Genomic DNA, 25103 nt, shown 5'->3' with positions numbered 1-25103 from the left:
TGAGCGCCTTATCAAGGCTCAAGGAGTTTTCAGGTTACCGTCGCGATCGCGGCGCTATTACGCTCTGAGCACGCACACTTCCGCGCGATGCGAAGGCAAACGATACGCTAACTGTCACGCCTGACGGAGTGAATCCGACCGCCATCAAGTATTCTCCAGCGTGCATGTGCAACACGGTGTTTGTTACTCTTTTTGCCGATGGCCCTCGCCTCGTCGCCGAGCCGGCTCTGTGCTCGTGGTCGCAACTTCAGGTCCCACGCCCTAGGCCAGCCAGGACGTCAGTGTCGGCTGTGGAACAATGTCGGGTTCGGATGGCATGGGCGGCCCACAACGGTTTAGTCAGAGGCTTTTTCTCTTGGCACACTTAGTGCGGCAGATGATCCACAAACGCTGCATGGATCCGCGATACAAGGAGAGCAATCGCAGGGACGAACATGAGAGGGATACATTGCGTGGCCCGCGCCTTCGATCCTGCAAAGCTGCATTTCACATCCTGGGCGGGCGACCGCACGTGGAGAGCAACATCGACGGTCAGCGTGTTTTCACGTGGGGAAGTCCGGGACGCGGTTCCAACTTATTTCGGCCTATGGGAATAGTGAGCCGATCTGCAGCCAGAGCCGAGGCGCAGCGACCGAGATCTAACAGGATCACTGCAAGTCGATGAGATCGTAGGATAATCAGGCACGGTTGAAGACACCAACTATTATAGGAGCATCGACAGCGCCGACCGGTATGCAGGCTTGCTTTCTGACTAGCGTCAGTTTGCTACTTTGAATGAGTCGCACACTAAAGCATCGTAGAGCTGGCCTAAGTCGCCTCAAGCCGATGCGCGCCGCAAACCATTATTGCTGTGCAGGTGTTTGCAGCCCTGTGCGATTGGGAGACCGCCTCGCCATGAAGTGGACCAGCTTACTTCTGCTGAGCACATTCAGGCTCGGACCTGTGTCCCGCAAGAAGAGGGTGGTTCGATCCGGCACTGACCCTAGGGCGGGGGGCTTGTTGAGCCGGTGCCGGACCGAACCGTCTAGGGCAACGCCGGCTATGTCGTGGGAAATTGTGGCTTCGGCGCGGCTAAACCGTGGCGGAAATGTGTCGACGATTCACCGTTTCCAACACGCGCGTTGAAAACGTGACTGGACGTTTCGGAAAGCGCCTAGCGCTGCTGGGTTTGGCGGGAGCTGTGCAGATGGGAGGCTATCCTGGCTGTGAAAATTAGTCGCCCGGTCAGTGTGGCCGGATTTCAGGAAGGGAAAAGCGCGCAAAGTCAATTCGGCGGGACGCGGGGCGACACACAATCGCAAGCCAGCAGGCGCGGCTCGGCTGCGAGGAGTTCGGCCATCTCCTTCTGAAGGCTCAACAGAGGACAGATCAGTCAGGACATGCGGATCCGAAGCAGAAGTCATGCGCTTCAATCTTGCGGCGTTAGAGACGCCCGCGATTTTCATGACCGGGCAAGGCCGCTTTCATGACCGGGCAAGGCCGCGCCGTTTGTCAGCGATGCCGGAATGTCGGGAGTACTAGGTGAGGCGAGCGCCGCTCGAGAAAATGGAAGCCGCCGCAGGTCATCAGTGCCTTCAAACCAGCTGGCGCGCTTTGACCAGTTCGGAAAGCGGCGCCAACAGCCAAGTCTTCTATCCGCCGGTACAGCGCCAGAACGCCGCCGGCACCTGTTACGCGGGCGTGGCGACGATCGCAGCAGTCGCAGTGGACACCGCCTCAGGGGGACGTGAAGCTCCTTTCGCATCATTCCATCCTCGAAGGCGGCACCAAATCGTGCCGGAACTCGTCTCGTGTCAGCTCCAAGGCAGCCTGGCCATGGGCGTCGGCCACGCCCTGCTCGAGGCTTTGCCGCTCTATGAGGACGGACCCGACCGGAACTGGAACCGGTATTGCCTGCCGCATGCCAGGGATGTCGGGGTCTGGACACAGACATCGGAGGTGCGACTTCCTGCACGAATATCTCAACCTTACGGGATCGCGGCTTGGCTGCGGCCAAGGCATCTGCCACGCGTGCGCGATCATTCTCGAGGACCCGGAAGGACGTTACCGTCAGATCCGCAGCTGCATCACCGCAGCGCATTTCTTCGATGGCAAGTCCGTCCGCACATAAGAAGGGCATGCCGAACGCGACGCGAATGGCGATGTCGTCCGGCTCTCCGCGATAAGGCCTTCGTCGAACGTTTTTCATTCCAGTGCGGCTATTGCACTCCGGGCTTTGTCACCGGTGCAACCGTGCTGGTTGAGCGTCTCAAAGAGAAGCCGGTCCACAGGGCGGATGTCGAAAGCACGATCGAGCAGGCGCTTGCGCCGTTGTCGTTGCACTGGTTAGGTCCGTTACCATGAGGCGGTCCGTCACGTGATCCTGAGCACGCCCGGCCTGGTACAGACTGAAATCCGGCGATGAAGCGTTCCTCGATTGGCCTGCGGCACGCATCTGGTCGACTTGCAGCGCCTGATCGGCTGCCGCACGGTTTGCAGAGTCAACGAATTCCCTCGAAGTGAGCAAAGCTCTTCCTTGGCTCAGTTCGTACGCACTTGAACCGCCTGTGTGACCCGTTCGATGGCACTAGCTCCTGTCAGCGAGAGGATTGGAGTTTCTGACCGAATTGTCTCTCGTCACATTGATTGGGAAGAACAGTTAAGATCGGCTATGGACAATCTGGACGCTTTGACCCATCCAAATTATGCTGCGGCCTGCCTGTCGATAACGAAAGTCTGGCATTGAGCTTTTGGAACGGACCAGGGCTGCCGCAGGTCTTCGAGCCGTCCTGCATGGGCGAATGGGAGTCCCGGGTCAGGCGACTGCGGAAGGTGGCCAAGTCATTGCCGCCTTCGCCCAGAAGCGCGGAAGGCGGCTATACTCAGATTGGCCGATACATCAAAACCCGACCCTTCGGAATTAACTGCAGCAAATAGTCGAAATCACTGACGTTGCCCGTTAGAACGGAAAATCCCATTTTCTGCGCATGCAGGAACAGCACGCAGTCTTGAAGCGCCCGAAGCTTGGAATCATGCTTGTAGCCCTGGAGGCGACACAGCATTCCTGAGAGAAGGGCGGCTCGGCCCAAGACATCGGGATCTGGTGCAAAAACCCGATGGGACGGCATGTCCTTGATCATGCTCCCGATCTGCTTGACAGCTTTACTCGTGCCCGAGTGTTTCGGATCAAGCACGCCTACAGTGTGCATCAGCTCCTGGATCGCTACGGTGCTATGGTTGACCTGCCTGACATCGAGGAGGTCGGCAACTGCGTCAGGCGCCCGGCCTTGCAAACCGTCGATATAGACGCAGGTGTCCAGCAGCAGTTCTTGCCCCGCCCCGCCGAGGTTGCCGATGATCGGCAGCTCCGTGTCGGGGCGGCGGCTCAAGGTTTTTTGAGGATCAAATCGCGACCACCTTAAGGCCGCACCAAAGTCGAAATCGGCCAATTCAGAATCCGAGCTTCAGCGTCGGATCCACAGTCCCCCGTGTTTTCCTGAAGGTCTCGGCGAAGTTGTCTTCCAGAGCCACATTGGCCAATGCAAATTCGACGAGCTCGGTATCAGACGTCAATCCGGTTCGAGCCTTGGCTTTCTTGATTAGATTAGCACTCACCCGCCCCGCAATCCTGCCGTCCTTCTCAGCGCGCAGGCCAGATTCTTCCGCCCTCTGCAGGACCGCGTTAATCCTGGCCAATCGACGCATCTGCAATTTCTCAGCCAGCTTGGGATGGGTTCTCGTCCGCTTGCCCACTGGCCCTTGGCCGCGACGCATCCGTACAGCTGTCTTCGTCATAGGGGTTCCCTCAGGTCCGTTTAACAAAAATGGATTCTAGACAACATAGCAGGCAAGGTGAATTTTTCAAATGCACCAAGACAAAGGGCGGTTGTTGGCACCCGGAATTGCGTGCTGAAGCTCTCCAAAAGGAGGGATGTCACGAAGTAGGGATGTCACCGCTGCAATCGACCGAAACAGCCACTCAGGTACAATTTTTCCGGCATTAGATGCTATGGGGGTGGAAAGCCGCTTTGGGCCCCTCACGCCCGAACGATTGTTCACGGTGGATCACCTCCACGAAAGTATCCACAATTGGCGACGTTTGCGAAATATTATCGCTGCCGCGGCGCCAAAATACCACGTAGTCGTATCTCGCTGACGGCTCAAAAGGAACGATTTTCACATCAAACATTTGATATTGCTGTGCAACAAATTCATTATCTATTGCAATACCTATACCATATGCGACAAAGGAAGCATCCAAGCCTATTGTGTCCGAATGAACCTTCGGCAATAAAGGAAGTTCTCTCCGCCCGTATGTCAATAGGCCCAATTTGTTAGAAGTGTATTCTCTCTCTAGAACGATAAGGGGCTCCCCTGAGAGGTCGTCAACAGTTATGATGTCCTTTTCAGCAAGGCGATGGTCGGGTTGCAACACGCAGACACTCTTGCTTTCGGCGACTATCTTCCACTCAAAGAAGCGTTCATCTAACGGCAGTCGGGAAATCCCGATATCGGCCTCTCCCGTCACAACGCTTTGTGCTATCTCGTCGTATCGCTGGGCCCTATAATGAAATTCTAGAGTCGAATCTAGATTATTTAGCGCAAGAATTATTTTGGGGATGAGTCTCAACGAGAATATATGCGGTGCGGCAATCGTCAGGAGGTTTCGCTTGGCGCTGAAAGAATCGGTGATTTCCCTCTCGATGTGGCCGAGGGTCTCAAAGTATCTGTCTATGCGGTTGTAAATTTCGATGGCGCGCGTGGTTGGAACAAGGCCGCGGGGATCTCGCGCAAAAAGCTTCTCACCAACAGCTTCTTCAAACAACTTGAGATGCTGGCTTACGGCCGACTGGGTAATCCCGAGTTCTCGGGCGGCCCGCCTCGTAGAACCGGTCCTCATGATCTCCCGAAAAATCTGAGCGGACCTGAACCCAGCCTTGCTGTTTCGGCCGGAAATCTCTTCCATTGCCTTTGTCCGAATTGGTGGCCGCAGGGCCAGAGCTCCGTTTGGCCGCTATATCAGTAAAATTAATAGGGTGTCACAAAAACTTAATAAATTGACCATTTTCCCGATTCTCCCCATCGTCTGGCGTAACAAAACCAGTGGATCAGACGCATCAGAGAGAACGCTGACATGACGCATGCAGCAACACCCATCCCCTGGCAGAGCGGATAGTTCACAATCGAACACAGGGGACACAGCTCTAAAAATTGCGGACTATAACGTTAGAAAAGCACATATGCGGCATTCGTATTTCCGTGCCTCTGGCAGGAACTGTTCCGACCCCAGCTCGGACGTTGCGCACCCGCAACCAACTACCCGCGCTTGTCGTAAATCCGCACGGCCGATCCTTACCGGATCAAGGAACTAGCCAACACTTTCTCCGCAGTCGATCGGTTGCCACAAAAAGTGGCCGCTAATGACATTTGCCCATACAGGGGTTGATACTCAATCATGCCTTCGCCGTTCACCCTCGCCCTCACCGGACAGTCCCTCATCTACCACGATATTCGGCATGTATCGGACGACGGCTTCGCCACGATCAAAGAACTGATCCGGCAAGCCGATGCCTCATTCACGAATTTAGAAACCACGATTCTCGGCCGGCATGGTGGGTGGCCGATGAAAGGCACCTATTTCCAGTGCTCTCCACCTGTCGTGTTGGATAATTTGAAGGATATTGGCTTTAGCGCACTGGCTCTTTCCAATAATCATGCGTTCGATCTTGGGCCCGCAGGAGTGCTTTCGACACTTGAGGAAGTAGACGAGCGTGAGTTTCTGCGTGCAGGAATTGGCGTTGACGCCAGTGACGCGAGCAAAGCCGGCATCAAGCAACTCGGCAAGAGGAAGGTCGCCCTCATCGCGATGGATGCCGGACCAGGGCCAGCCACAATGTACGCTGACAATGCGGCAGGTACCCGTCCCGCTCGACCGGGGGTGAACAAACTCGATGTCTCGCGGGTATTCGAGGTTGACGATGAGAAATTCGCGAACCTGCGTTCCATTCAGGAAACGTTTTTAAGCAACTCTATGGAGCGCGGAACCTACACGCAGCCGGACGATCCTCGCGAACTGACATCGTCCGATGAAATCGACTTTTACGGAACCATTTTTCGCCGATCCTCCGAGAACTGCCGAAGGATCATCTTCAACGAGCAAAGTTTACGAGGTCAGCTCGCCGCAATCCGGAAGGCCTCGTTGGCCGGTGCCTTTGTCATCGCCTATCTTCATCATCATCATTGGGAACCAGATTGGCGCGAGGTTCCCGAATGGGTTCAATTCTTCGCGCGATCCTGCATTGATGCGGGAGCGAATGCGTTCGCCAGCCACGGCGCACCGGTGCTGCAGCCGATCGAAATCTACCGCGGGGCTCCGATCTTCTACGGATTGGGAAATTTCCTGTTTCATCTACCCGAAGGTGAGGACGAATGGAGTTCACCAGATATCTGGAAAAGTATCGTCGCGACGTGCAGCTTCGATGGCAACAACCACTTGGAGTCAATCGACCTCGCTCCAATCGTGATTGGAGGGGAGCAGCGGCTGAGCAGCAACAGGTATCATGAGCGTCTTGTGCCCGTGCCCGCATCAAAAGAGCTGGCTGGTTCAATGCTCGAAGACCTATCTCGACGCTCGCAAAAGTATGGAACCGAAATAGTGCTGGAAGATGCTCGCGTTCTTCTGCCAAAAGCTAATTCCCGCAGCGTCGAGGTCGCCGCCAACAGGTAGCGTCGTCCATGCACGTCAACCTGGCCCGCATCCTGATGATCGTGTCGTATAGTGCCAATGCACTGATGACGGGGCGCCCCCTTACAGCCGAACGGTTCCAAATGCGCATTTGGACAATGAGGAGAACCGAACATGCATAACGATGGGCTGGGCGTCTATGAAATCGCCCGGCGCGTGGACACCAAGAGCGCCGACTACTGTGCGCTCAGCGACCGCATCTGGGCCATGCCGGAACTCGCCTTCGAGGAGCATCGCGCGGTCGCCGAGCAGATCGCCTTGCTGGAGCACGAGGGCTTTCGCATTACCAAAAAGCTCTGCGGCATGGCCACTGCCTTCGTGGCGGAACATGGAAGCGGTAGCCCAACAGTCGGTTTTCTGGGGGAGTTCGATGCGCTGCCGGCTCTCGGGCAAGTTTCGGGCATTACCGAGCGCATGCCTACCACGGAGGGCGCATCTGGGCATGGTTGCGGGCACAATCTTCTCGGTTCCGGATCTGCGCTCGCAGCCGTGGCCTTGAAGGATGCGCTTGCATCGGGCGCCATCGCGGGCACGGTGCGCTATTACGGCTGCCCGGCGGAAGAGAGCGGATCGGGCAAGACTTTCATGGCACGGGCCGGTCTCTTCGATGATCTCGATGCCGCCTTCTGCTGGCATCCAAACGTCGTCAACGAGGTGCAGTCCACCTCGTTTCTCGCGTGCATTCAGGCTAGCTTCCGCTTCACGGGTCAGGCGTCGCATGCGGCGGTTTCTCCCCATCTTGGCCGCAGCGCGCTCGACGCGGTGGAGCTGATGAATGTGGGCGTAAATTACATGCGCGAGCACATGGCCTCGGATGCGCGCGTCCACTATGCCGTTACGAATACGGGTGGCGATGCGCCGAACGTGGTACAGGCTTTTGCGGAATCACTCTACCTGGTGCGTTCGCCGCATTTGCCGGATGCAGAGCACCTGTTCCAGCGCGTCAAGAAGATCGCCGATGGCGCCGCGCTGATGACGGAAACCACCGTTGAGGTGCAGATCATGGATGCAAACTCGAACGTTCTGCCTAACAAAGTGCTGCAGGAGGTTATGTACGAAAACATGAGTCGCCTCGGCGGCCCGGGCTTCGACGATACGGATTATGCCTTCGCCGAACAACTGCGGAAGAACGCGTTTACGAACGAGGAGATTGTGGCGAGCGTTGCGCTCTACGACCGTTCGCTGGCGAGCCAGGTGCTGCATGACGGGCTACTTCCCATTCCTGCGCGCGAAGGGATGATGATGGGCAGCACTGACGTCGGCGACGTGAGCTGGATCGTGCCCACGGTTCAGTGCAGCACTGCCTGCTTCGCTATAGGTACGCCGTTCCACACTTGGCAGCTCGTCACGCAAGGGAATCTGCCAGCAGCCCATAAAGGAATGGTGCTCGCGGCGAAAGCAATGGCGACCACCGCGGCAGATTGCCTGCGCAATCCCGATCTTATCGCCCGGGCAAAAGCGGAATTGAAGGAGCGTACTGGCGGGCGACGCTACATTTGCCCAATTCCGCCCGAGATCACGGTCGACAACTTGCGCGGTAAGGCAGCGGCTTTTGCATAGGTGCAAGAAGACCTTACGCTCGGCGGCCTCGCTTGCAGAGTTTCATTATCTGGCGGACAACGCTCCGTCACAGTTGGGTTCATCAAGTTCCGCGAATGGCGTCGCAATGACATCGACTGTCTGCTGCGCCCCGGGGGTTAGCAGAACAGGGAACCGCAGCGCGTTCAAGCGATGAATGTCCCCAGGCCTTTCCTTCTCTGCGCTCGCGCAAATGGTCCGTATTGAAGTAGCGGTTCGCCTCGGCCACCTCTCATGAATTTCTCACCCCAGCTCTGCGCCAAGCTTCGAGTTTTTGGTTTTCCGCTTGGCGAACCACAGCGCTAGGCTAAGTCGTGCACATGCTATCCGTTGGGGCCGCACTTCCTGAACGCGCCCTGAGGGCCGGATGGCCGTCGGAGACCGCGAACTCGACATTGGCAAGTCCGCGCTGCTTGAGCCCTGTCGTGAACCCGCGCCTGTAATGGTGCTGTCACTCCCGTAGCCAGCTCGACCACCAGCACCTAGCGCAGCCCCCAGTCCATTCTGATCGCCCACAGCACCGCCTGGCTGGATGACCCGGCCAGGCGGGCCCGAAGCGCCGCGTCCATAATGAGGAACAAGCAAGGTGTCGGCAAGCCGTCGCTCAAAGATGCTTGCAGGCTGCTGATCAGGCCTGCCAGGCAGCAGCCCTGCATCGCGGAGCGTCATCCAGCCATTTGCCTGCCTCGTGTGTGTGGCCATATCAGTAAAATTAATAGGGTGTCACAAAAACTTAATAAATTGACGGTTTTGGCGATTCCTCGCATCGTTTCGCATGCAAACAAGCAATAAAAAGCGGTTGGGAAAAACGTCAGAACCTATGTGCGCGTTAACGTCTATTGCGACGGTGCAGAGCAAAAAGGCGGCGTCCCGGGAGGCCTGCTACGAGATCGACCTCGGCGCGATCAGGCACAATTACCGTCAGCTGCGTAGGCATCTTCCCCGGACAGTGAAGATTTTCGCCTGCTTAAAGCGCAATGGATATGGCTGTGGAGCGGGACCTGTCGCCCGCACACTGGCAACAGAGGGGGCTGACGGCTTTGCTGTCGCAACCTTGCCCGATGCTATGGCCATCCGGGAAATGGGCATCGATCTCCCGGTTTTGCTTTATCCCGGTCCCCTACCGACATCGGCGAAAACAATTGAAGCGCTCGGACTCACCGTTACCGTTTCCAGCCTCAATGAGCTGGAGTCCTGGCGCGCCGCCATGAGCGTCACCCGTATTTTCGTCAAGGCGGATCTCGGGTTCTTCAGGGCTGGGGCCACGCCGCAGGAGATAGGCCGGCTTCTCGCAGCCGCGCACGTCTGCAACGACGTTGAAGTACAGGGGCTCTACGCCCATCTCAGCGAGCTGCCCACATCAGTGACTTCGGATGCTAGCGAGCAATTTTCCCGCCTGCAGCGGATTCTACAGGATGCCGAGGCGTCCGGCACCCGTCCCCCGATCATTATGATGTCGAGTACTGCCGGTGTGCTTCGGCATCCCGCGATGGATCTCGATGCCGTCGATCCCGGGGCCCTGTTTATCGGTCTTCCCGAGACGGATCGACCCATGCGGGCCGTCACCCTGCGGCCGGCGCTCAAGGCCATTTCGACATGCCTCGTTTCCGTCAAGCGGATCGACGCTTCTCTCGGTCCTATACCAGACATACCCGGTTTTCGGTCGGGAATGACCATCGGCGTCCTAGGTATGGGGTGGGGGGATGGCCTTCCGCGTCACGTGCCAGCCCAGGCCGAGGCGCTGGTGAGGGGGCAGCGCGCGCGCCTGCTCCCTCCCGCGCATCTCGAGCACCTGCGCATCGATCTGACGGACGTGCCTGATGCAAGATTTGGCGACCAAGTGCTCCTGCTCGGACAGCAAGCGCACCAGACCATCACTCACGAGGAAGTCGCCGCTCAATGGGGCACGGACCTCATCGGTCTCTATGCCCAGCTCCGCGACCACATCCCGCGCGTCTATGTCTGAGACATTGGCGCAGAAATAGAGGAAACGAAATGAAGGCGCTCAGAACAGTGCTGTTGGTCTCGCCCTTTCATGTTGTGCTCGGCGATACAGGCGCACAGCAATGACGGCCACGATCATGGCAATTCCTCGCCACGCGGTGACGGACACGGCCGCGGAGGCGATCCATGTCGAGGACTTGCACAAGAAGTTTGGCGCCCTTCATGTGTTGAAGGGGGTCTCGCTATCTGCGCGCGACGGCGATGTGGTGGCGATTATCGGGGGCAGCGGCTCCGGCAAATCCACTTTACTTCGCTGCATCAACTGCCTGGAAAACCCCACCAGCGGCGTTATCAGGGTGAACGGCGAGGAAATACGTCTCAAGCCTGACGGAAATGGCAGCACCCTCCCGGCGGACCGAAAGCAGATTGAACGTGTACGTTCCCGGCTCGGCATGGTCTTTCAGAGCTTCAATCTCTGGACCCACATGACCTTGATCGAAAATGTGATCGAGGTTCCGGTCCATGTGCTTGGCGTCAAGCGTGAAATGGCGATCATCGAAGCCGAGAAACTGCTTGCGAGAGTGGGGCTTCTGGAAAAACGGCACGTATACCCGGCATTTTTATCCGGCGGACAGCAGCAGCGCGGCGCGATCGCGCGCGCTCTCGCGGTCCAGCCACGCGTGATGCTCTTCGACGAACCGACTTCATCACTCGATCCCGAACTCATCGGTGAGGTTCTGGGCGTAATCGGCGATTTGGCCCGCGAAGGTCGCACCATGATCCTGGTCACGCATGAAATGAAATTTGCCCGCGAGGTCGCGACCCGCGTGGTATTTCTCCACGAGGGCCGCGTCGAGGAAGAAGGGCCACCAGACGCAATCTTCGGATCTCCGAAATCGGAGCGGCTTCAACAATTCATCCGCAGAGTGGGCTAGCGCCTGAAAAACAGACTAAACCATCTGACTTATAGGGGAAAACAATGAGAATACTTTCCAAATTGACGGCCGCAGCGGCAATCTTCTGCGCATCTACTTTGATGGCGCAAGCTGAACAGGTGAAGGTCGGAATCGCGGCCGAGCCCTACCCTCCATTCTCGTCCCTGGACGCCTCTGGAAAATGGGTCGGCTGGGAAATTGAGATCATTGATGCGATCTGCGCCGAGGCAAAACTCGATTGTGTCATCACTCCGGTCGCCTGGGACGGGATCATTCCTTCCCTGACGTCAAAGAAAATCGATGTCATCATGAGTTCGATGTCAATCACAGAGAAGCGCAAGAAGACGATCGATTTCTCCGACAAGTACTATAGCGATAACGGGTACACGATTGCCGGTCCCAAGGGCGTTGCAGTGGATCCTACCCCTGAGGGCCTCAAGGGCAGGATCCTCGGTATTCAGGTCTCGACCAATGCCGAGGTCTATGCCAGCAAGCATTTCAAAGACAGCTTGGCCGAGATGAAGACGTACCAGACACAGGATGAGGCCAACCAGGACTTGGTCGCCGGCAGGATCGACGCCATTCTGGCTAGCCCGCTTACCATTGATCAATTCATGAAGACTGACCAGGGTAAGGCCTGCTGCGAGATAAAGGGCAAGGTTGCCAATGACCCCGAGATTTTCGCGCCGGGCGCGGGCGCGGGTCTGCGCAAGGGAGACACCATGCTCAAGGAAAAGATAAACGCCGCAATCAAGGGGATTCGCGCGAACGGGAAGTACAATGAAATTACGAAAAAGTACTTCTCATTCGACATTTACGGCGAATGACAGACGAAATTCTCCTGTTACGTAGACCCTCGAAATACTTCTGCCTGTTGAGTCGGAGGCAGGCGGCCTCCTTCGTCACGCACCAGTGAACGGCAGGCTCTTGGCGAGGGTCAATCCTCAAGGTGGAGGCGTTCTTGACCGATTCTGTCTTTTTGTCGCTGGCGCAGACCAGCATGTTCGAGTTGCTTGCACCTACGCCGCCTGGCTGGGGCGGAAATCTGGTTCGCGGATTCATTAATTCAATTGGGATCGGTGTCGGCGCATTCGCCTTGGGATTGGTTATTGGCATTGGCGGTGCTTTTGGCAAGCTTTACGGCGGACCTGTGCGCCGCGACTTGCTTCAAGTCTACACCACCCTCATCCGCGCGGTACCGGAACTTGTGCTAATTCTGCTTATCTATTTCGCGGTTCCGGACCTGATCAACCGCCTCCTGGAAACTCTCGGTTACGGACGGATCGACGTCAGCGGGCCGATGGCAGGCATCGTTGCGCTCGGCTTCGTACAGGGCGCGTACGCAACGGAGGTGCTGCGCGGCGCGATCCTCGCGGTGCCGCAAGGCCAAATCGAGGCCGGGCGAGCCTTTGGTATGAACCCAAGGATGCTGATGCGACGCATTACTCTGCCGGCGATGCTGCCCTTCGCGATCCCGGGTCTCGCAAATCTCTGGCTGGTTGCGTTCAAAGGCACAGCACTTCTGGCCGTTGTGGGCTTCAATGAACTGACTCTGGAAACACGGCAGGCTGCGGGCACTACAAAGGCCTATTTCACCTTCTTCATGGCCGCTGGCGTGCTTTATCTACTGCTCACTTTGATCTCCAACGTCCTCATCGGACGGGTCGAGCATTGGGCAAGGCGCGGCCGGCAGCCGATAGCGGAGAGCCGCTGATGGCCTATTTCACGACTGTTGCGGCAAACTGCCGCCCATTCGCACGGTTGGAGCCACACCGCGTCGTATTGATCGTGATCGGCCTTGTCTTGATCACCGCAGCAGCCGTCTTCATGCGTTGGGACTGGTTGGCCGACTACTACATGCTTGCGATTGCTGGTTTATGGCGTTCGATCTGGATCCTCATCGTGACCTGCGTCTTCGGCTTCGTTCTGGCATTGCCACTTGGGCTCGCTCAAGTAGTGGGCCCTAGTTGGCTCAGTCTTCCAGCGAAAGCTTTCTGCACCGTCATTCGAGGCACACCGTTGCTTCTGCAAATTTGGCTGCTCTATTACGGGCTTGGCTCGCTCTTCCCGCAATATCCATGGATTCGCGAATCCGATATCTGGCCTCTCGTTCGCCAGGCGTGGCCATACGCTGTACTGGCTCTAACGCTGTCCTTCGCAGGCTATGTAGGCGAGGTTATGCGCGGTGCTTTTGCCGGCGTGCCGAGCGGCCAGCTCGAGGCGGGACGCGCTTTCGGTATGAACCGCTGGAAGCTTTTTCGCCGGGTCTGGTTGCCGCAGGCAATCCACAAGGCGTTGCCCACGTTGGCCGGTGAAACAGTAATGCAACTCAAATCGACACCGCTCGTCGCTACTATCACGGTTGTCGACCTTTATGCAGTTTCAGCTCGCGTTCGCCAGGATACATTGGTGATATACGAGCCATTGCTTCTGCTTGCATTGACATACATGGTTCTCACGGGATTGCTCGTATGGATTTTCAGCCGTATCGAGGCTCGCATCCCGGTTCGAGTGGGGTGACGCGCCGAACCAGCGCGCTGCCAGCAGCAATAGGGAGCGGCGACATGCTGTGTAGGATCGTTGGCGCGGCGGTCCAGGACGGGGCCGGACGCATGGGCTGTGATATGGGACCGAGCGCGTTGCGCGCCGCGGGACTCGCGCAGGCGCTGACGGAACTCGGCCATGAAGTGGAGGACGCAGGGGCGGTCGCGCCCGGACCGCTTCCGCCCGTGGCGCATGAGAACCTCGGCCTGAAGGCGCTGCCGCAGGTCTCGGCGTGGACCGGAGCGATCGCCGAAGCTGCCTATGCGGCGAGCCGAGAAGCAATGCCGATCTTTCTCGGCGGCGATCACAGTATCTCTGCCGGCACGCTGTCCGGAGTTGCCCGTCGTGCCAAGGAGTTGGGCCGGCCGCTCTTCGTGCTTTGGCTGGATGCCCACCCGGACTTTCACACGCTCGACACTACGGTCAGCGGCAACTTGCACGGCGTCCCGCTCGCCTACGCCAGCGGGCAAAAAGGCTTTCACGGCTATTTCCCAGACCTGCCAGCTGCGGTCGATCCGGCGCGCATCTGCACGCTTGGTGTGCGCAGCGTCGATCCGGCCGAGCGTGAGGCGCTGAAACTCGCCGGGGTGACAGTCCACGACATGCGCATGATCGACGAGCACGGGATCGCTCCTCTGCTACGCGCTTTTCTCCAGCGCATCCTGGCTGAGGACGGCATGCTTCATGTCAGCCTGGACGTCGATTTCCTAGACCCGTCAATCGCCCCGGCCGTGGGCACGACCGTGCCGGGCGGGGCGACCTTCCGCGAGGCGCATCTGGTGATGGAGATGCTGCACGATTCCGGCCTCGTCACCAGCCTCGATCTCGTCGAGCTCAACCCCTTCCTCGACGAGCGCGGCCGCACCGCGATCCTGATGGTCGACCTCACCGCCAGTCTAATGGGCCGCCGCATCATGGACCGCCCGACAAGGAACCACTGAACCATGCCCGAGAAGCTAAACATCGTTCCCTTCGTGAGCGTGGACAATATGATGAAGCTGGTTCTGACGATCGGCGTGGAGCGCTTCCTGACCGACCTCGCCGGCTATATCGAGGAAGACTTCGGCCGCTGGGAGCTGTTCGACAAGACGCCGCGTGTGGCGTCCCACAGCGTGGACGGCGTCATCGAGCTGATGCCGACGAGCGACGGCGAAACCTACGGCTTCAAATATGTCAACGGCCATCCCAAGAACACGCGCTCCGGCCGCCAGACCGTCACCGCCTTCGGCGTTCTGGCCGATGTCGGAAGCGGCTATCCAATGCTGCTCACGGAGATGACCATCCTCACCGCGCTCCGCACCGCGGCCATGTCGGCGGTCGCGGCGAAGCATCTCGCGCCGAAGGGCGTTCGCACCATGGCGATCATCGGCAACGGCGCACAGTCCGAGTTCCAGGCGATCGCCTTCAAGGCCATCGTCGGCGTCGATCGACTGCGCCTCTACGACGTCGATCCTGCTGCCACGCGCCGCTGCGCGAAGAACCTCGCCGGCATCGGCCTGGACATCACCGCCTGCGCCTCCTCGCAGGAGGCCGTGGAAGGCGCCGATATCATTACCACCGTCACCGCCGACAAGCAGTGTGCCACCATCCTTACAGACAACATGGTTGGCCCCGGCGTCCACATCAACGCGGTCGGCGGCGACTGTCCAGGCAAGACCGAACTGCACCGCGACATTCTTCTGCGCTCCGACATCTTCGTGGAATACGCCCCACAGACCCGCATCGAAGGCGAAATCCAACAGCTCGCGCCCGAGCACTTGGTGGTCGAGCTCTGGCAGGTGATCGCCGGCAACGAGCCCGGCCGCCGCGACGAGCGCCAAATCACTTTGTTCGATTCCGTGGGCTTCGCGATCGAGGATTTTTCGGCCCTGCGCTATGTGCGCGACCGCCTCAAGGACACCGGACTCTACGAAGAACTCGATCTCCTCGCCGACCCGGATGAACCCCGCGACTTGTACGGCATGATCCTGCGCGCCGCCCAACCGGCTCCAGTGCGGCTGAGCGGTGCATTGGGATGAGCAAAGTATCCATGCAGGCGCCGAGGGCCGTCGTGATGATCCGCCCTCATCACTTCACGCCGAATCCGGTCACTGCGGCAGACAATACGTTCCAGGTGCGCGATGAAACGCGGAAGCCGGATGATCTGGTCGCTCTGGCATATCAAGAAGCCACGCGTATGGCGGACGGCCTCGCTGAGGCCGGGATCACTGTCCACCTCTATGAGGATGAGTCGGCCGCAACACCCGACTCCGTCTTTCCGAACAACTGGTTTTCGACCCATTCTGGCGGGCATGTCGCGATCTATCCGATGTACTCGGAGAATCGAAGGCAAGAGCGCCGGACCGACATCATCGAGATGCTCAAGGCTGAGTACCGGGTTCAGGATGTCATCGATTATTCCGGCCTCGAGAAGGACGGGGTCTTCCTCGAAGGGACCGGTGCGATGGTGCTCGACCACATTGCCCGTGTCGCCTACGTGGTGCGTTCCAACAGGGCAAACGAGGTTGCGCTCGAACGGTTCTGCACGCACTTCAATTTCGAGCCAATGATCTTTGACGCAGTCGATCGCAGCGGCAAGGCGGTCTATCACACCAATGTCCTGATGTGCGTCGGCACCGATTTCGCGTTGTTAGGGGCGCAGTCGATCCCTGATCCCTGGCGGCGGCGGGAAGTCGTCGCGAGGTTGGAGGAAACCGGTCGTCAGATCGTGGAGCTTTCGATCGAGCAGATCGAAGACTTCGCCGGCAATGCCATTGAACTGGAGGGCACGGATGGTCGCATTGTTGCCATTTCCGGGCGAGCACATGCGGCGCTGCAGGCGAAGCAGATATCGGCAATCGAGCAGTCCGCGCGACTATTGCCGTTCGATGTCTCGACAATCGAACTCGCGGGTGGATCGGTCCGGTGCATGCTTGCAGGGATTCACCTGTCGAAGCGCAGGGCGCAGCCCGCACAGACGTCATTCACCGCCCAAGCAAGCCGCACAGCGAAACACTACTGACAAATAGGATTGGAAATGTCGCAAACCAGATCGGTCTATCAGTTCAACTCGGCAATCGTTCGCGAACCCTCGATCTCGGTCGTCAACGGCCTACGCGCCGATGATCGGGGCGGTCCTACCTATGAAGGCGTCAAGGGCGAGCACGACGCATACGTTGCGGCCTTGCGGCATGCAGGTGTCGAAGTGAGCGTCCTGCCGTCTCTTGAGGCCTTTCCAGACTCCCTGTTTGTCGAAGACCCGGCGCTCGTTTTCACCGGGGGCGCCATCCTGCTCCGTCCCGGCACGCCAAGCCGGGTCGCCGAGACCGCGGAGATCGCGCCGATCCTGCGCGATATGTTCGACACCGTGCTAGAACTCCCTACCCCGGGACAAGCGGACGGCGGGGATATCATGTACACCCCAAATAGCGTCCTGATAGGCCTTTCCGATCGCACCGACAAGGCCGGGGCAGAGGCCCTTGTCTCCTGTATCGAGCAACTCGGCGGGAAGGCCCAGATTGCCGAGACTCCGAAAGGCGTTCTGCATTTCAAGACGGCCTCCTCGCTGCTCGACGATGAAACCGTGATTTCGACCGCTGCCCTCGCGAAGGCTTCCGTATTCAAGGAATTCCGCCAGTTCATCGTCCCGGAAGGCGAAGAGCCTGCGGCGAACGTGCTGCGCGTCAACGACATCGTCATGGTCAGCGCGGGCTACCCGCGCACGATTGAGATGCTCGAAAAGGCGAGTTACAAGGTCGTGCCTCTGAAGACCGCCGAGATCGAGAGGATCGATGCCGGGCTTTCCTGTATGTCGCTGCGCTGGTACCGGGATTGCAGGTAGGTCATTCAACCCCCCTTGTTACCCCAGACGTCTAGACGACAAACAGAACTCGTGCTTTCCCCTCGATCGTGATTGTCGCGCCGCCACGCTTTCTCTCCGGGTAAAGCGACGGAGTATTCGGCGACACGCTCGAGGCTCGGGGCGACTACCAGCTAAGGAACTCAGGCCGAAAGATGACCGTGTCGGGGATTCGACAAATCGGCACTGAGTTCAGGTACCCGGCGCATTCCCAAAACTGGTGCAGACTCACGCACTCTTTGTAGGCGACGGAATTGGCAGGCCGGGTCTCTAGCGCTTGCGTGCCTTGGCACCATTCTTGCTGCTTCCCCTTCGCAAGCTGCAACACTCATTCGCTCGTCTCAGAGGATTGACAGGCAGCCCTACAATGCGCGCGACGCCCTCGATCGCTGTTCGCGATGAGATCGTTGGCTTTTATTCACCCACCATAGGGGTTTAGAGGGTATTAAAAATGCACGAAATCCCATCCCGCGCTCACGCAGATTCCCAGGTTCCCAACTGGCATTTCAGAATGATGCGCGACTCCGCACGAAATGCAGCAATAGAGGCGGCCATTGCATCCTGTAATCTCAGAGGAAAGACCGTCGTGGAAATCGGGACCGGGGCTGGCCTTCCGGCGATGCTCTTCGCCAGGCATGGCGCCCGAAAGGTATTCACATGCGAGATGGATGAGCGAATTGCTGAGGCGGCGCGGGAGATTATCCGGAACAACGATTTGCAGGATCGCATCGCGGTGATTGCAAAGTCCTCAAGGCAAGCAATTCTGGACGGCGACCTTCCTTCGGCGCCTGACATAATTTTTACGGAAACATTGGATTCTGGGGTAGTTGGTGAGGGATATGAATCGATAGCGGAAGACATCCGCCAAATCGCCAGTCCTGCTACAGTAGTGATGCCATATCGGATTCAGCAATTCGGGTTCCTCTGCACCGACGTGCAAGCCTTTGAGGAAAATTCCGTCTTTAACCAATGCGGATTTGATCTTTCGGGATTTAACCTGTTTGCTGAACGTTCATATTTCTCGGTGATCCAGACGCTACACGATCCGGTATGTCTCTCGCCAACCGTGCTTTTCAGGAGCTATGATTATCTAGACCCAAGCGCTCTGGACCCGGTAGAACACCAAGTTACCGTTCACAGTTCTGGCCTCTGCCATGGAATGACCTCATATTTTGTCGCCCAATTTGGGAAATTTCTCATCTCTTCTAGGGAGCGGAAGAGTCATTGGCGAACGGCTTTTCACCCTCTACGAGTACCTATGCCGGTCGAATCTGGGCGGAGATATTATTTGAGAGGCGATAAATCTGGGTCGATCGATTTGGTTTCGACATGAAGTTCAGGGCAAGCGACAAGCGGCTCTTGGTTCATGTGTGAAGGTTCTGCTGACAGGGCGGCTGCAGGGGGGCTGGTGATGCTAACGTTACCTGATCCCCCGTGAGCACAGGCCATCACGATCCAGTATTGAATATACGACCTCTGACCGGACCTTTTACCGGGCAGACTCGGCTACCGCTCCGCCTGTTTGGGTCGCATGCTGATAACGGGTCAACATGCTGGGATTGTCGGCGATGCAGGCGCCGGTCGCTTCTCCGGTGTCGAGCTCAATCAGTGCTTCAACGCGGAGGATGCTGACGCGGGAGATCAAAGCGATCACCCCATGTTGGCGACAACGTGATCATTGCCCGGGACCGGCAAGCTCGACCAGGCGATACCGGTCAACGCGTGAGTAACTCATGTGCACATCCAATTTTGAGGTCTGCGGACTAAGTCTAACACTCCTTGCGCAGATTGTTAATTAATGTCCAGAGTGTGTTGTTTCCAAGTCGCGACCTATATTTGATTTTAGCTTAACTTTTACATTAGTACTTATTGTGATGTGATATAACTATGGCGAAGCCGGCCTGCCTCGGATGCGTCTAGTGACGGAGCCATGCGCGAAGTACCGGAGCTGTGCGTCGAACAATTCACTTGGGAAGAGCGGAATGGAACAGCGGGTGGGAGACTTTTTCAAGGACTGCGATAAGGCACCACGATTGAATGAAATGGCCGATTTCTTTTCGGCGACCGCAGCAGGGCGATCAGGAGCCCCGATCAAAGTTCCGAGCGTTGATGCGCGCCTTTTCCAAGGGGATGCGTCGCTGCAAAGCTTCACCGGCGCGCATCGCCAGATCTGGGGCCGCTTCGACCCTCACTATCATGCCAGCATTCCTTATCGTCTTGAGGAGGAGGTTCGAGTTGGCGATGCCTTCTTGCGATATGCAGACGCTATCGCGGATGAGACCCTCCCGGCTCGGTTCTATCTGCTGGGGGCCGCCGAAGGCACACTCGCTCGAACGCTTGCCCAGCTGGGTAACGGCAAGATTCAGACCCTTTCATGCAGTCCCAATAAGGAAAACGAGGAAAGCTTCTTTCTGCACGGACGGCCCGCGCATGCAACATTCTTCCTCGGCCCATTTCATCACTTGACCCGGAGCCGAATGGTTGGGACGTTGGCGCTCAGGCACTTTGCCGACGGATTCGACATCATCTTGGAGGACACCACATTTCAAATGTATTCGCCCAATCGAAAGGCGCAGATTGGCTTTGTGAAACGTCACTTGAAAGACGGTGGGATATTCTTCTTCTTCGAAAAATTTCGGCAAGACGACGACATCTCATACTTGAGCCGGGAGCTCCAGAAAGACTACGGATATAAAGCGCGCTTCTTCACTCAGGATGATATCAAAAAGAAAACTGAATCCATTCTTAAGCAAATGAACCTCAATGAGACGACGCTATCTGAAATGTCAGAGTCGGTGGCCGCGCACTTCAAATACGGATGCGTGACATGGAATTCTGGCAATTTCTACACACTTGCCGCTAGCAACAACGCGGACAATCTTCGGCGTGTAATTTCGGCGATGGCCCCACCCTGCATTCCAAATGAATACGTCTATACAGAAACCCCGGCTTCGCTGCCGGGATTGGCCTTCGAACCCCCGCCGTTCCGCCGCCTGGCAGCGTCCGGAAGCTGAGCGAAGCCGGCCAACGACCAACGCGTCCTAAAATGCCATTGTTACGACCAGTACATTCTTGGCCAGTGGCTTGCCTCCAATATCGGCAGGTACTCGTATTTCATGTCCGCGACATGGCTCGCGCTTCTTGAAACCAACAGCGTACAGACAGTCACCTCATTACTTTGTCGGGAAGGATGATCCAATTGTTACCAGCGGCGCAGTCGGCTTTATTGCGGTTCCCGTCGATCGGCCAGCGCGCATCCAAACCCTTGCAACGGGGTTTGGATTGGTTGTGTATGGTTTGACTGCACTTGCCGGCGATACGCTGTTGCCCTCGGCCGGGCTCCCGTATTTCGGAGTTGTCATCGTCGTGGTTTGGACAGTCGGTATTCTCATCTGTCCACCAAGCAAAACGGTAGCCCAACAGCCCACCGGATGACGTGTTATGAAATCGCCATCTCCAAAACCCGTCGCTGAAGCATTGGTTTGGCTTATGCCACACATCTCGCGTTACTCGACGCTTCCGACACGTGCGTATGCGCATGCCGCTTATGACGCTAAGCCCGCCGCCGCCGATCCTGTCCGTATGCATGCTCTAGAGCAGATGGAGTTACGACTTGCAGATTGTGCCTCTCGTCTGGGCTATGGGCATCAGCAGATTGAAAAACTCGGTGCACAGCTTCGAAGCCGACCGGTCATTCAGACCGGCCCACACTGTTACCTGGCTTTTGAACCCGATGCGTTCTACACGCATATCTTTAGTGCCATGGGGCTGCGCTCCCATAAAGACAGCTGGTATGTGACTCATTCGAGTTCAACTGTAAAATTCCAAGAAAGCGACAAGAAAGGCCCCGGTTGGCTGCGGCTTGGAGGTCAGCACTTCAATCTCTTCGGGCTGTCAAACAGAAAAATGGGTCGACTCAGTGTTTGCGGACGTCATGCGCCGCAGCGCTTTGCTCTGACGAGCGCCAAACAGACGAGGATCGCGAGCCAACTGGCCGCGCAATTGAAAAGAGCCCTGCCCGATGATGAGTTTCTCTCGGCCGCCGATGCTATCAAGACAGCCAATCAGAGCCTCTGGCGCCGTTTCTTCGCATCGGATCTACAGTTGTTGCAGTTCGATGATTTGGACGTGGGCGACCTAGTCGCCCAGCATCTTCGCGACCCGTCATCGTGGCTTTCGTCAACGCTGTTTGGACCAAGCTCTTTTGCGAAGAGGCTGCTCAATCATTTCGTGTCGTTTGATTGCGGCCAATGGGCCGGCTGGGCAAAGACGACAACCGACTTCTTTTGGCATTTTTTAGGGGGGCGCATATTTCCCCTGCGGCTGCGCGATGGCCTGTTTTTGAACGAAAGCGGGACCTTCTCTGTACAGTGCGCACCTGACGCGCTTCTCCAATCGTTGAACGAGCATGAAATCATACCCAGTATGCTCCTGTCATTCTTTGTAACATCGATACTCCCTGGAGTGCGGGTGCTCGGCGGCAGTCGCCAGATCGTTTACTATCCGATTATGCGCTATGCCTTGCTGTCTACTCTCTCTGAGTTTCCGTCACCTGCAAATAGTAGCTTGTCCGTCTCGCTGGGGTCTGACCAAGAGCCGAGTCTGTGGGGGCATCGCACGATCTCGCCGGGTCGAATCGATCCGTTCAGTCTTATGACCCAGCTTGGCTGCGATTTTGGGCGGTTAATCGACTGCTATGGCGAGATACCTTTGAGGGAGGCATGGGGCAGCTTGCCAGCATTCGCCGGCGATCCCCTCTGGCAAACGTTGTGCAAACGGCTTGCAAAGGAAACAGCATTGGAGGATCGCCCCATTTGGCTCGCTGGCGCTCAGCAGCCAGAACAGGATGTAATTGGACCCTCCCGTTGATCTGTGAGCGCGAAGCTGACGCCGTTCAGATTTGGTCATTTCACTGAAGGCATGGACATCGCTGTTGGGCCTTCCATCGCCGATGCGCTTTGAAGACCTGTGCGAGCCATGCGTGCGCATTGGCGATTGCCGACGGCCGAATTATGCTGACAGCACTTTCCGATCGAAGTGGCCTTCGGCGTCAGGTGGTCAAGTGCTTGCAGGAAGCCAGCGAGGTCGTTCGGCGCGCGATCGAGTTGTTAAGGCATCGGAGTTCGTGAGCCGCGCTTGTTCGCTGATGCACGTTCGCGCTTCGCGCTGCTGACTCCTACAGACCATATTGCGAATAGGTAGAACCGATCATAGACTCTTATGCCGCCAAGCTCGCTTGTTCCGCTCACATCAACCTCACGGTCGTTTCAATGAGGCTCTGCCAGGCTTTATCACCCGCCCGGGGGGGGGTTGCCTTACATTAGTTGGAGATAACTCATTTTATAGACCGGTCGTCGCTCGGCGGTAAACAGAGATATGACGTTTGGACTGTTCGGTGAACGCACCTCCTGCCCAATCTCCCCAACGCTCCGCCAGCTTGAGCCCTACGCATTCGGCCATGGTATCGAGTTCCTGATGATAGACGTAACGAACGCGATTGGGCAATCGTTTGACCGACGTACCAGAAAACCAGAGGAGGGTTGAGACCAATTTTTGGGTTAGCGGATCGTGCACATCAGCAGCGATGATCGTATTCTCATGATCCACAACGAGCGTGGAAATTTTCTGGCCGTTGACGAAACCATCCAAGGGCGGCACGCCTACATCTATCACCAAATTCCCTCCATCATCTAACGCCTCCACGGCAGATCGGAGGCAAGCTATTTGCGCTTCGCGCGTGACGGCCTGCGTGAATGTATTCCAAACGCAATACACCAAGTTGTAGCGGTGCTCCGATCTAAATCTTGAAATATCTGCCTTCCAAAACTTAATCAGGCCAGTACGCTTGGCGAGAAGGTTCAACATGCTGTCCGAATTGTCGATACCTTCGACCTTGACGCCTCGCTCGCTCAACGGCACCGCCACGCGTCCGTCGCCAATGCCGAGTTCAAGAGCACTCCCTCCGCTGGAAAATCGCTGAAGAAAGGCGACAGTCTCGCCGACCTCATCATTCTTACCTCGCAGCAATGTAAGTAGCTCATACATTGCCGACCAATTTTCGTCGTAGATGAATTCGTCAGCCATTTCTCCTCCTGTGAGATTGATTTAAAGATTTTAGCAATTACTTCGTATGCAATCGGCTCGGAAATAACGCCGCTCGTTCCGCAACAGGAAATGGTCGAAGGGTGTCGCTCTGGTCGGGCTCCGGACATCGAACGGCTCCGTTGCGGAATGAACGCCGATTCAAAATGCAAGAGCCAAGCCAATTCAAAGAGTCGGTTTAGTTCACTATATTGGCTCTTAGTCTCCGCTTCTGTCTGTTTGCAACGACACGGCTTTGTCAGGGTTCCGACAAAAGATCAGACGATTCTGGTCGCGAAAGGCGCCTCTGAGGGACACCGCGTGCGGGGAGTGGCAACTCTGGCCTGACCTTTACGTCATCACAAACGTTTTGGCCCATAACGAGGCGGTTCCTTTGAAGTCGCCGTGCCGAAGATACATCCATAGTCCCCGGCGGATTCCGATTTCAGCCGTGAGCACTTGCTCAAAAGCTTCGGTTGCACTTTGCGACTGTTCCCCATCGAGGTGCGGATCGCAGGGTTAAATCCTGCTTCCGAGAGCCGGGGGCAAGGACTCGAACCGCGTCCCAGTCTCCTGGCCCGTTCCTGGCTTGGACGAAATCGTTCTGGAGCGGCCGTGCTGCCACGGCCGTAGTGAATTCGGCCCGAGTGTTCTTGCGCCCAGTTTCCCTCTCACGAGGTCGTTTCGACGTATCCCGAATCCACCAGGAATCTCAGGGTGTAGTGATGGACTCCAAGGAAGGGGGGCGGCCTCCGTCATCGTCATGACGCCCTCCGGGTGCGGGGCCTGCGCCGCTGTGACGCGCCTCCAGCCCACGAGCACGGCACCCAGCCCGTGCCTGCCCTCCAGGAGTCCTGCGGGGGGCATTTTCCTGCAACCTCAGCACCACTCCGCTTGAATCGGCGGGTCGGGCCGGCGCAGCGCCGCACGAGATCGTCGAGGTTCGCCTTCATAAAGCGTCTGCTACAATAGACCGCTGTATTGATTGCGCTGCCCGCGAGATTGCAGCAGGCAGGTCCAGCCACCTCCGGCGAGGTCACGGCCGGGATATCAGCGGCCTCTTCGTCTGCTGCGACAGCCAATCCAATGACATGATGCATCAGGAACACGTCCACGAAGTACGCAGCGTCGTCCCGTGAAATCGGCAACATGTCTGCGGTGATTTCATTATGGATATAGGACTCGGCATCCCAAAGGGTGCGAGTCAGCTTCTCGTTGGCGGGCTCAATGCGCTTATGGCTCTTTCGAGCGCGGTGTTGGCGGCCTCGATAAGGACAGTACGGTCGGCCCCGGCGACTGGCAGGGACGCAATAACGGCATGGGAATGCATGACGAACTTTTCATTCTGGAGTGGCGGTCTCTTGCCTCAGCATTTCGGTCGCCATCCCGACGCTGGTTTTTGTGGGGTGGCTCGTCGAAGCGCCGGCGCCACCTTGTGCTCACATGCGCGGCCGCAGGA

At 57.4% G+C, this 25103-nt stretch carries 19 protein-coding genes; 15 read left to right on the top strand and 4 right to left on the bottom strand.

Annotation, left to right across the window (positions count from 1 at the left end; genetic code table 11):
• Positions 1 to 1545 precede the first annotated feature (1545 nt).
• Positions 1546 to 2343 (top strand): 2Fe-2S iron-sulfur cluster-binding protein, encoded by a 798-nt coding sequence (locus FJ490_RS33315; protein ID WP_140725118.1) that lies wholly within the window; start codon positions 1546 to 1548, stop codon positions 2341 to 2343.
• Positions 2344 to 2861: 518 nt separating this feature from the next.
• On the opposite strand, the gene FJ490_RS26170 is transcribed toward FJ490_RS33315, so the two are convergent.
• The 3 genes from FJ490_RS26170 to FJ490_RS26160 form a co-directional block, all read right to left on the bottom strand.
• Entirely contained in the window at positions 2862 to 3428 is a 567-nt protein-coding gene (locus FJ490_RS26170; protein WP_064993320.1) for a DNA-binding protein, read from the bottom strand.
• A gap of 1 nt (position 3429) precedes the next feature.
• Positions 3430 to 3774 (bottom strand): hypothetical protein, encoded by a 345-nt coding sequence (locus FJ490_RS26165; protein WP_064993321.1) that lies wholly within the window; start codon positions 3772 to 3774, stop codon positions 3430 to 3432.
• A 205-nt stretch (positions 3775 to 3979) separates the two neighbouring features.
• Positions 3980 to 4945 carry a LysR family transcriptional regulator gene (locus tag FJ490_RS26160; RefSeq protein WP_064993322.1) on the bottom strand — a complete coding sequence of 322 codons (966 nt, stop codon included), beginning with the start codon at positions 4943 to 4945 and terminating at the stop codon, positions 3980 to 3982.
• A 489-nt stretch (positions 4946 to 5434) separates the two neighbouring features.
• Here FJ490_RS26160 and FJ490_RS26155 point away from each other — a divergent pair, with 489 nt between their 5' ends.
• The 14 genes from FJ490_RS26155 to FJ490_RS26085 all read left to right on the top strand — a co-directional run bounded on the left by FJ490_RS26155 (position 5435) and on the right by FJ490_RS26085 (position 22432).
• Entirely contained in the window at positions 5435 to 6706 is a 1272-nt protein-coding gene (locus FJ490_RS26155; protein WP_064993323.1) for a CapA family protein, read from the top strand.
• Between the two features lie 132 nt (positions 6707 to 6838).
• Positions 6839 to 8284 carry a M20 family metallopeptidase gene (locus tag FJ490_RS26145; RefSeq protein WP_064993324.1) on the top strand — a complete coding sequence of 482 codons (1446 nt, stop codon included), beginning with the start codon at positions 6839 to 6841 and terminating at the stop codon, positions 8282 to 8284.
• A gap of 793 nt (positions 8285 to 9077) precedes the next feature.
• Complete coding sequence (gene alr, locus FJ490_RS26140) at positions 9078 to 10268, top strand: alanine racemase (protein ID WP_224655959.1); 1191 nt, start codon at positions 9078 to 9080, stop codon at positions 10266 to 10268.
• A gap of 100 nt (positions 10269 to 10368) precedes the next feature.
• The gene (locus FJ490_RS26135) at positions 10369 to 11181 is read left to right on the top strand and encodes an ABC transporter ATP-binding protein (RefSeq protein WP_064993326.1); all 813 of its coding nucleotides are present in this window, start codon (positions 10369 to 10371) and stop codon (positions 11179 to 11181) included.
• A gap of 44 nt (positions 11182 to 11225) precedes the next feature.
• Positions 11226 to 12008: a transporter substrate-binding domain-containing protein gene (locus FJ490_RS26130; protein ID WP_064993327.1), complete on the top strand. Its 783-nt coding sequence runs from the start codon at positions 11226 to 11228 to the stop codon at positions 12006 to 12008.
• A 173-nt stretch (positions 12009 to 12181) separates the two neighbouring features.
• Positions 12182 to 12895: an ABC transporter permease gene (locus FJ490_RS26125; RefSeq protein ID WP_198327675.1), complete on the top strand. Its 714-nt coding sequence runs from the start codon at positions 12182 to 12184 to the stop codon at positions 12893 to 12895.
• Complete coding sequence (locus FJ490_RS26120; RefSeq protein ID WP_064993358.1) at positions 12895 to 13701, top strand: ABC transporter permease; 807 nt, start codon at positions 12895 to 12897, stop codon at positions 13699 to 13701. Before FJ490_RS26125 ends, FJ490_RS26120 begins: the two co-directional genes overlap by 1 nt.
• 44 nt (positions 13702 to 13745) lie before the next feature.
• Positions 13746 to 14666 (top strand): arginase, encoded by a 921-nt coding sequence (gene rocF, locus FJ490_RS26115; protein ID WP_064993328.1) that lies wholly within the window; start codon positions 13746 to 13748, stop codon positions 14664 to 14666.
• A 3-nt stretch (positions 14667 to 14669) separates the two neighbouring features.
• Positions 14670 to 15743, top strand: coding sequence for an ornithine cyclodeaminase (locus tag FJ490_RS26110; RefSeq protein ID WP_064993329.1), 1074 nt, complete (start codon positions 14670 to 14672; stop codon positions 15741 to 15743).
• A complete protein-coding gene (locus FJ490_RS26105) occupies positions 15740 to 16726 on the top strand; it encodes an arginine deiminase-related protein (RefSeq protein ID WP_064993330.1) in 987 nt (328 codons plus the stop codon). Before FJ490_RS26110 ends, FJ490_RS26105 begins: the two co-directional genes overlap by 4 nt.
• A 15-nt stretch (positions 16727 to 16741) precedes the next feature.
• Positions 16742 to 17545: an arginine deiminase family protein gene (locus tag FJ490_RS26100; protein ID WP_064993331.1), complete on the top strand. Its 804-nt coding sequence runs from the start codon at positions 16742 to 16744 to the stop codon at positions 17543 to 17545.
• Between the two features lie 469 nt (positions 17546 to 18014).
• Complete coding sequence (locus tag FJ490_RS26095) at positions 18015 to 18896, top strand: 50S ribosomal protein L11 methyltransferase (protein ID WP_064993332.1); 882 nt, start codon at positions 18015 to 18017, stop codon at positions 18894 to 18896.
• A gap of 649 nt (positions 18897 to 19545) precedes the next feature.
• The gene (locus FJ490_RS26090) at positions 19546 to 20577 is read left to right on the top strand and encodes a class I SAM-dependent methyltransferase (RefSeq protein WP_064993333.1); all 1032 of its coding nucleotides are present in this window, start codon (positions 19546 to 19548) and stop codon (positions 20575 to 20577) included.
• Between the two features lie 427 nt (positions 20578 to 21004).
• Positions 21005 to 22432 (top strand): hypothetical protein, encoded by a 1428-nt coding sequence (locus FJ490_RS26085; protein ID WP_064993334.1) that lies wholly within the window; start codon positions 21005 to 21007, stop codon positions 22430 to 22432.
• A gap of 471 nt (positions 22433 to 22903) precedes the next feature.
• Here the strand turns inward: FJ490_RS26085 and FJ490_RS26080 are convergent, their stop codons facing one another.
• Complete coding sequence (locus FJ490_RS26080; protein ID WP_064993335.1) at positions 22904 to 23647, bottom strand: class I SAM-dependent methyltransferase; 744 nt, start codon at positions 23645 to 23647, stop codon at positions 22904 to 22906.
• Between the last annotated feature and the right edge of the window lie 1456 nt (positions 23648 to 25103).

The sequence above is a fragment of the Mesorhizobium sp. B2-5-11 genome (assembly GCF_006440835.1).
GTDB lineage: Bacteria > Pseudomonadota > Alphaproteobacteria > Rhizobiales > Rhizobiaceae > Mesorhizobium.
This window is presented reverse-complemented; position numbering and strand designations above follow the sequence as displayed.